The 7,529-nt window shown below is 53.5% G+C and carries 7 protein-coding genes and 1 tRNA gene; 2 read left to right on the forward strand and 6 right to left on the reverse strand.

Annotated elements, in window-relative coordinates:
- A partial coding sequence (locus AC2FLJ_RS22640; protein ID WP_496700149.1) for a hypothetical protein occupies window positions 1–419 on the forward strand: 419 nt, incomplete at its 5' end.
- Between the two features lie 83 nt (window positions 420–502).
- Here AC2FLJ_RS22640 and AC2FLJ_RS22645 read toward each other — a convergent pair.
- On the reverse strand, window positions 503–763 hold the full coding sequence (locus AC2FLJ_RS22645; protein WP_282121600.1) for a hypothetical protein: 261 nt from the start codon (window positions 761–763) through the stop codon (window positions 503–505).
- Between the two features lie 352 nt (window positions 764–1,115).
- Here AC2FLJ_RS22645 and AC2FLJ_RS22650 point away from each other — a divergent pair, with 352 nt between their 5' ends.
- On the forward strand, window positions 1,116–2,276 hold the full coding sequence (locus AC2FLJ_RS22650; protein ID WP_282171197.1) for a nucleotide sugar dehydrogenase: 1,161 nt from the start codon (window positions 1,116–1,118) through the stop codon (window positions 2,274–2,276).
- Between the two features lie 160 nt (window positions 2,277–2,436).
- Here AC2FLJ_RS22650 and AC2FLJ_RS22655 read toward each other — a convergent pair whose 3' ends face one another.
- The 5 genes from AC2FLJ_RS22655 to AC2FLJ_RS22675 all read right to left on the reverse strand — a co-directional run bounded on the left by AC2FLJ_RS22655 (window position 2,437) and on the right by AC2FLJ_RS22675 (window position 7,502).
- Complete coding sequence (locus AC2FLJ_RS22655; protein ID WP_496707766.1) at window positions 2,437–3,885, reverse strand: mannose-1-phosphate guanylyltransferase/mannose-6-phosphate isomerase; 1,449 nt, start codon at window positions 3,883–3,885, stop codon at window positions 2,437–2,439.
- A 182-nt stretch (window positions 3,886–4,067) separates the two neighbouring features.
- A complete protein-coding gene (locus AC2FLJ_RS22660; RefSeq protein ID WP_496707768.1) occupies window positions 4,068–4,799 on the reverse strand; it encodes a metallophosphoesterase family protein in 732 nt (243 codons plus the stop codon).
- 111 nt (window positions 4,800–4,910) lie between these two features.
- Window positions 4,911–5,351: a hypothetical protein gene (locus AC2FLJ_RS22665; protein WP_496707770.1), complete on the reverse strand. Its 441-nt coding sequence runs from the start codon at window positions 5,349–5,351 to the stop codon at window positions 4,911–4,913.
- Window positions 5,352–5,876: 525 nt separating this feature from the next.
- Entirely contained in the window at window positions 5,877–6,992 is a 1,116-nt protein-coding gene (locus tag AC2FLJ_RS22670; protein WP_496707772.1) for a Hint domain-containing protein, read from the reverse strand.
- 433 nt (window positions 6,993–7,425) lie between these two features.
- A tRNA-Met gene (locus tag AC2FLJ_RS22675) sits at window positions 7,426–7,502 on the reverse strand.
- Between the last annotated feature and the right edge of the window lie 27 nt (window positions 7,503–7,529).

The raw sequence follows: 7,529 nt of genomic DNA on the forward strand, positions 1-7,529 counted from the left end.
AACGTCGTGACGTTCCTGGTATCCAGGCACCTGCAACAAGTACATACGCGCATGCTCAATGTAATCCGGACGAGGTCATCCTGGTTGACCTGCAAAGCGTTTTCGGTGGTCTGGCCGGGGACACGGCCGAATTCCACATCGCGCTTCGCCCGGTTTCTGCGGTTGCTGAAATCAAGCAGTGCATCCGGTCCCTACTTGGGGCTCAAGCCGACCTGGAACCAATATCTGTCTCGTTGCCCGGGCAACTGATCCGAGACCAAGTAATCTCTGCGCTGTGCAAGGTCTCCAAAGTGCCCAACCTTAAGCTGGTTCCACACGGACAATCAGCGTCTGGCCGGCCCTGTGCCAGGCCAGATCAATGCCCGCAGCGTGACGCACAACAGTTATTCGTGTGGCAGCTAAGCGACAAAAATTATTAAAATTTAAGGTGCGGGCGACACTCTGAAAAGAAACAGCGCGCCCTAAAGGCGCGCTGTCTTCATTTAAGCTGGGGATAAGGGCCTTAGTTGGTGCCCGTCGTGCTTGTGGTGCTGTTTGTTGACCCGCCGCCAGCTGCTGCAGCGATACCAGCTGCTGCCGCAACCGCGCCCAAAGCTGGGGCAACCAACGGTACAAAACCTGTGACACCTGCCGCAGCCGCGCCACCTGCCGCCGCACCACCAGAGCCTGCACCGCCTCCGGCGGTAGCTTGCGCCGCACTCGCATCTTGTGCATGAACGGCCGTCGCTGAAAGGGCTAGCGCAAGAAGAGACGCTCTGATCATCCTGAATCTCCTAAATCAAGTGTTGTCTGACCGTTATCACACAAGCTTCAACCTGAGAATGCTGAATTCCTGAAAATTCCTCAGATTTTTTGCAATGCCGCTAAGTTGCTTTTTTGAGGGACTTTTTCCCATTTCTACATCAAAAAAATAGTTGGGATTGAGCAGGTTTTAGGTGCCTCAAAAACGGTCTGGCTTGCGCGTTAGCCCGCATTTGGCGCAGGCCTGCCTCAAGCAGGTCAGATGCTAACGAAAATTCGGAATGGGGGCGTAAGAGGCACACATGCGCATTTACAATCGGCAAGCAATACAGCAGGTGAAGTAGTCACCGGCTTGCGAATATGAGGGCAAAGGTATGAAGATTGCAGTTGTAGGTCTTGGATATGTGGGATTGTCCAACGCGGTGCTAATGGCACAAAACCACGATGTCACGGCAATCGACATTTCTGAAGAGCGGGTCCAAATGGTCAATTCCGGCCAATGCCCCATCGTCGATGCTGAGCTTGAAGACTTTCTTGCCAACCGAACGCTGTCGCTCAGGGCAACTACGGAACCGGCCTTCGAAGATGCCGAATTCGTCGTTGTTGCAACACCGACAAATTATGATGCCAAATCCAACTACTTCGATACATCCAGTGTCGAATCTGTCGCCCGGCAGGTGAATGCGATTAACCCCAAGGCCACCGTCATCATCAAATCGACGATTCCGGTGGGGTTTATTCAGTCGCTGCGCTCTGACCTGGGCAGCGACAACTTCATCTTCTCGCCGGAGTTCCTGCGTGAAGGGCGCGCGCTTTATGACAACCTGCACCCGTCCCGCGTAATCGTTGGCGAACGTTCGGACCGGGCGCGGGTATTTGCCGAGCTTTTGCTTGAGGGTGCCTTGACCAAAGACGTGGACGTCCTGTTCACCGACCCGGATGAAGCCGAAGCGATCAAGCTGTTTTCCAACACCTACCTCGCCATGCGAGTTGCCTTTTTCAACGAACTGGACAGCTATGCCATGGCTGGCGGTATGAACACACGCCAGATCATCGAGGGGGTCTCGCTGGATCCCCGAATTGGCGATCACTACAACAATCCGTCCTTTGGGTATGGGGGGTATTGCCTGCCAAAAGATACCAAACAGCTTTTGGCCAATTACAGCCATGTTCCGCAAAACCTTATTCGTGCCATCGTGGACGCGAACCGGACGCGCAAGGATTTTTTGTCAGATCGAATCCTGATGAAAGGCCCACGCGTCGTTGGTATCCACCGGCTGGTCATGAAAGTCGGCAGCGACAATTTTCGTCAGTCTTCCATTCAAGGCATCATGAAGCGGCTGAAAGCCAAAGGCGTCGAGGTCATTGTTTATGAACCAACGTTGGAGGAAGATGAGTTTTTCCGCTCTCGTGTCGTGCAGGATCTCGAAACCTTTAAGTCCGAAGCCGACTTGATCGTTGCCAACCGGCATAGCCCCGAACTTGAAGATGTCGCGGACAAGGTGTTCACCCGTGACTTGTTTGGCGCGGACTAAACGGTTTTCACTTGTTCTGCACTTCTGGGCAATGACCTTATTGATCGGTTTGACAGGATCAAAAACCGACGATCAGCTTTGCTTGATAAGTTAGGTTTGCAAGGCTGCAATCCCTGCCGCGTGTTTTCAATCCAATGCCACACAGAACCCGGTGCACAGTTCAGCCCTTGGCCCCCTGCCCGCGCGCGTATTTATCTTCGTAACGCACGATATCATCCTCGCCCAAATACGTGCCGGTTTGCACCTCGATCAGGACCATCGGGACCGTTCCCGGGTTTTCCATCCGGTGCATTGCCCCAAGAGGGATATAGACAGATTGGTTCTCGGTCACCAATTGCTCACGATCATCGATTGTCACGCGGGCCGTTCCCTCAACAACAATCCAATGTTCGGAACGATGGAAATGGCTTTGCAGGCTCAACGATGCACCAGGGTGCACATAGATGCGCTTGACCTGAAAACGCTCTCCGACCACCAGGCTTTCGAACCATCCCCACGGGCGGTGATCCTTCGGGAACGCCGTCGCCTGCGGCGCGCCTTTTTCCTTTAGCGCGCTAACCGCTTTTTTGACATCTTGCGCCCGCGATGCATCGGCAACCAGAACCGCATCATTCATCGCCACAGCGATGATGTTATCCAGCCCGATACCCACGATTTCCAGCTGTTCGCTGTCCGACCGCAAAAGGGTGTTCTGGCAATCAATCGCCGTTGCCCCCCCACTGGTCACCACACCTTGCGCGTCCGGGCCGCTTTCGCGCCATACGGCGTCCCAGCCGCCCAAGTCCGACCATGCGGCGCCGAAGGGCACAACCGACAAGTTCGTTGCCTTTTCCATCACGGCATAATCGATCGAAATGTCTTCGGCCTGCGCCCAGCTTTCAGGGTCGAGACGCAGGAACCCCAGATCCTGCTTTGCTTTTTCCACCGCTGCCTTGACCGGCTCAATCATATCGGGGGCATGCGCCTGGAAGGCTGCGATGATGTCCGCCGCCCGGAACAGGAAAATCCCTGCGTTCCATTTGTAATTCCCGGCCTCCAGCATTTCGGTCGCACGGGCGAGGTCTGGCTTTTCGACAAATTTCTTCAACGGAAGAGGCGCACCGTCACCGCCAGAACCAGTGGCCAGTTCAAGGTATCCGTACGCTGTTTCCGCATGTGTCGGGGTGATGCCAAAAGTCACCAGTTTGCCCTGCGCAACCGCCTCCAAACCCCGTGCAACGGCGGCCTGAAATTCAGCTGCATCCGGAACCACGTGATCGGAAGGGGCAACCAGCATTACAGCAGCCTCGTTCTTGGCATAAGCATGCACCGCCGCCGCAAGAACCGCTGGCGCTGTGTTGCGGCCCTCAGGCTCAATCATGATCGTGCCGGGGTCAATTCCGATAGCCTGCAGTTGTTCCGCGACGATGAACCGAAAGTCCGAGTTGGTCAGAACCACCGGCGGTTCAAACTCCAATTCCGCGTTTGCCCCTGACAACCGGCGGGCAGATGCCTGAAACAGGGTCTCTTCTCCGACCAATGGAACGAATTGCTTCGGGTAGCTCTTTCGAGACAAGGGCCAGAGGCGCGTACCGGAGCCCCCGCAAAGAAGGACAGGACAGATCAACATAAAATGCTCAATAATTTGACGCGGTTCCTAATTTTCCTATTGAAACCGTCATGACCTGACAAGGCTTGGCTTGGTTTGGCCGAAAAAAAGGATGTTCTGTGCCGCGAGCGTGGATGAGTTTCCGAAGCTGTGTACCATCGAGAATTTTGCGTGCTTTCGAACCTGGTTCGGCGTGAACGGCGCTAAGGACGGGCACTTATGAATGTAGGCTCACCACCGTCCAGGCAGACCGCAGTCAGTACGCCGGTGGCAAAGGCGCCGGTATCCACAGCAATCCGTCCGCGCCGCGCTGTGGCTTGATCGACAATTGTGTGACCATAAACAACCCAAACACCGTCTCGCCTGTCGGTAGTTCGAAATTCTGGATGGCCCCACATCAAAGTTTTTTCGGGTTGCTGATCGGCGGGCGTACTCGGATTTGCACCAGCATGCGTCACAAGGACGTTGCCGGAATAATCAAAGGTCCTTAATTCCGCGATCCATTGGACCAGCTCAGGTCCCATCTCCGCCAAAAGATTGTCTCGGCAGGCGACCAGTTCAGCAGCGGTCATCTCGGCGCGCACGTTCCGGACATCAAATGAGGCCAGCGTCTGCAGGCCACCATAGCGCAGCCAGCGCGGGCCATATTCCTCAGGGTCACACAGGAAATTCAACATCATGTCTTCGTGGTTTCCCTTCAGACAGATGAAATCCGGGCGGTCTTGGATCAGACGTAGAACGTCAGCACTGTTTTCGCCGCGATCGATATAATCTCCGACAAGGATGATCCGATGATCCCGAGGAATCTGAGGCAACAGTTTCTGCAACTGCCTTATGCAGCCGTGCACATCACCAATGACACAGGTCGGCGTGTCCGGCACAGGAGCAGGAAAGACCGCGCGTCGCCCGAAACGTTGAATCAGCGATGACAGCACGTTGAGGGTGCCTCCTGAGTGGCTGCAGCGACCGGCTATCATTGAATTCATGGGTCGGCGGTCAAGACCCAAGGCGTCTAACATTTGCGCGCCGGTCTAAGCAAGCTTCATTCAGGCTGTCCGGCAGGCAGGAATTCCCATTCTGATGATCTCTGTGCCTTTTATCCTGAAAACGCCGTTGATCCGGTTACGCCCTTTTTCCATGAACCACGTCTTAAGCGGCTCGGGATAATACGCGGCCATGATGTGACTGAAATAGTCAAAGTCTTTTGGGGTAAGCCGCCGGCCACTGCGCGAAGGTCCATGGAATCCAAATGTTGTGTCAGGGTTCACACAGGTTCCGGGAAGGCCCAGAAACATCGTGCAGGTTGAAAAGCAGACACGTCCCCGAATTTCGACTTGAATGCCGTTTTTCTGCAGATTTTCGATTTCGATCAAACGGTCATGCAGATAACCGCCTCGGTCGCTGCCAACAACCATCAGCCCGTCAGCTAACGTGGGCGAAGGGACAGAAGTCGCCGAGGTCAGTACTCCCGCAAACAGTGCCGCCACTATAGCTTTGATTCCGCGGTGCTTAGGTTTGCAATACGCTCTGGCCGACGCGCGCTGAGGGCGAAAAAGATTCCTTTTTTCCAGCATTTCGAAGCCTCCGATTCCAGTTGCGGACCGGATCAGAGGTAAAACCGCGTGGTGCGTTCCCTGTGAGCGGGAAAAGTCAAAATTATGTTTTAAATCAAAAGTTTAGTTATAGTTTTCTTAAACTTTTTGATTTCCGGCTGCTCTATCACCGGAGTTTGTTCAGCTGAAAGCAGTTCTGACCGCAAGCCTATCCAATTAGCATACAACCGTAGTTCAGCTCTGGTTCACAAATGCAGTGGGGACTTCGTTCGTATCGGCAAAAGCAGCGCGACAACTCGAACCCACATTGCACTTGGAGGACAAATTAGCAGAAATTTTCAATCGCGTCCAAAAGCCGGATGGGATGAAATGGATTTTACCGCCCAAGCGGTGATCAAGCGATCCTTCGGCAGCGCTCTCAAATCTCAAAAGTGACGTAAACAGGTCTGAGACAGATGATCAGCTATAAAGTGGCTTGTTGTTCACCTGGTGCCGTTCCACCAACTTACGCATATGCTTGCCCTTTTTGGGAATGTAGCGTGCGGAAATCGCCTCGAACTGCGGATCGCAACATTCGGGAAACAAGTCTTTGATTTCTTGTCGGGCTTCTGGAGATACAGTCCTGAGTGCCTCGGGGCCGGTAAACAAGCTTTCCGTCAGCGCCCCGTTGGACCAGATGAGCTCATGCCGATCGAACAGAATGTGAAAGTATTCGACGCTACCCGCGGTGTCGGGCAGAAAGTCGATGCCATCCAAAGGCAACAGCTTTTTTGCCGGTATCAAAACATCCTGACACTCAAACATGCGCATGGCGACAGCTGATGACACCAAAATGCGGTGCTGCTGCGACACAATTAGATCCTGCTTTGGATACCCATCACCCAACGCATTCGCTCGGATTAGGATAGGCCGAAGCCGTGGCTGCGCTTCAAGCTCTACAAGGCTCAGACTGCGCGATCCGATCCAACGAACCGGTTTATGACCATGATCATGGGTGAGAACCTGATCGCCAACCCGCAGTTCCTCTATCAGAACAGGACCATCCTGGGTTTCAATCAATGTTCCGGCCGCAAAGCACAAAACGTCCACAAACTCGCCGTCTGCATTTGTGGGGCCGGTTACGGACTGGTCGATGGTAATGGTGTTCGACCCGGTATCGTTCCAAGCGTCTGCAATTGCTGCGGAATTTACCGTCATTCCGTTGAACAATTCCAGCGGTACAAGCGCGCCGTTATCTGCCTTCACGCCAAAGAGTTGGATTGTTCCGTCCGGCTCAACGACCAAACGAACAACTGGTTCACCGTTGGTATTTCCAAGCTGCCAAACAGCAGGTGTATCGATTTCGTACCTGTCCCCGTCAGCAAAGCGAACAGTTTGACCCTCGGTACCATTGACTTGTCGTTGGAATTGCAGCTCATTCGGCGCCCCTGCGGGTCCACCAACAAACAAATCCACACCATTGATCTGCAGGCTAAAGCTGTTGTCGAGAGAGTCGAAATCAATAACAAAACCGCCACCAGGAGAAGTATCGGTGAACGTAGTACCAACGCCGTCAGAGATGTTGAAGTTTACCATGTTGCTTTCGACCTGCCCCAAAAGTTAACGGTTTTCACACCGCTTACGTCGACTTTTCAGATCGAGATATTGGCTTGTTTCTCATCATTGGGGAAGAGATTTCTTAGGAATTCTGTTGCTCCCCGATTTGGTCGCGGACTGCAACAGAGATTCAAGTATCGATCCGATTTTGTTCAGAACCTTTAGCCGGGACCACGCAGACGCGCATCACAAAGTATTTTCGTGCCCATTTGCGTCCTCAGTGCTTCCTGTTGTGATACCCGAAGGCAAAATTCGACGCTTAAATCGAGGCTAGATGCTTAATATATTGTTTTTGCGCTTAGGATTTGTGTCATTGACCTTACGGTTATTCGCCTAACGGGGCGCAGATGTTAAACGATTGATTCATTTGATCAACTGCAGTCTGACCGTGGTGTTTTGGACTATCTGACGCTGGTTGCGGGAGTAGGATTTGAACCTACGACCTTCAGGTTATGAGCCTGACGAGCTACCGGGCTGCTCCATCCCGCGTCACTTTGGTGGTCTACCGCCTATTCG

The sequence above is a fragment of the Ruegeria sp. CDSA034 genome (assembly GCF_059612275.1).

What these genes read in the sequence shown, in the direction of transcription:
- AC2FLJ_RS22645 (WP_282121600.1), bottom strand. Translation starts at nt 763, where the DNA reads ATGATCAGAGCGTCTCTTCTTGCGCTAGCCCTTTCAGCGACGGCCGTT.
- AC2FLJ_RS22650 (WP_282171197.1), top strand. Translation starts at nt 1,116, where the DNA reads ATGAAGATTGCAGTTGTAGGTCTTGGATATGTGGGATTGTCCAACGCG.
- AC2FLJ_RS22655 (WP_496707766.1), bottom strand. Translation starts at nt 3,885, where the DNA reads ATGTTGATCTGTCCTGTCCTTCTTTGCGGGGGCTCCGGTACGCGCCTC.
- AC2FLJ_RS22670 (WP_496707772.1), bottom strand. Translation starts at nt 6,992, where the DNA reads ATGGTAAACTTCAACATCTCTGACGGCGTTGGTACTACGTTCACCGAT.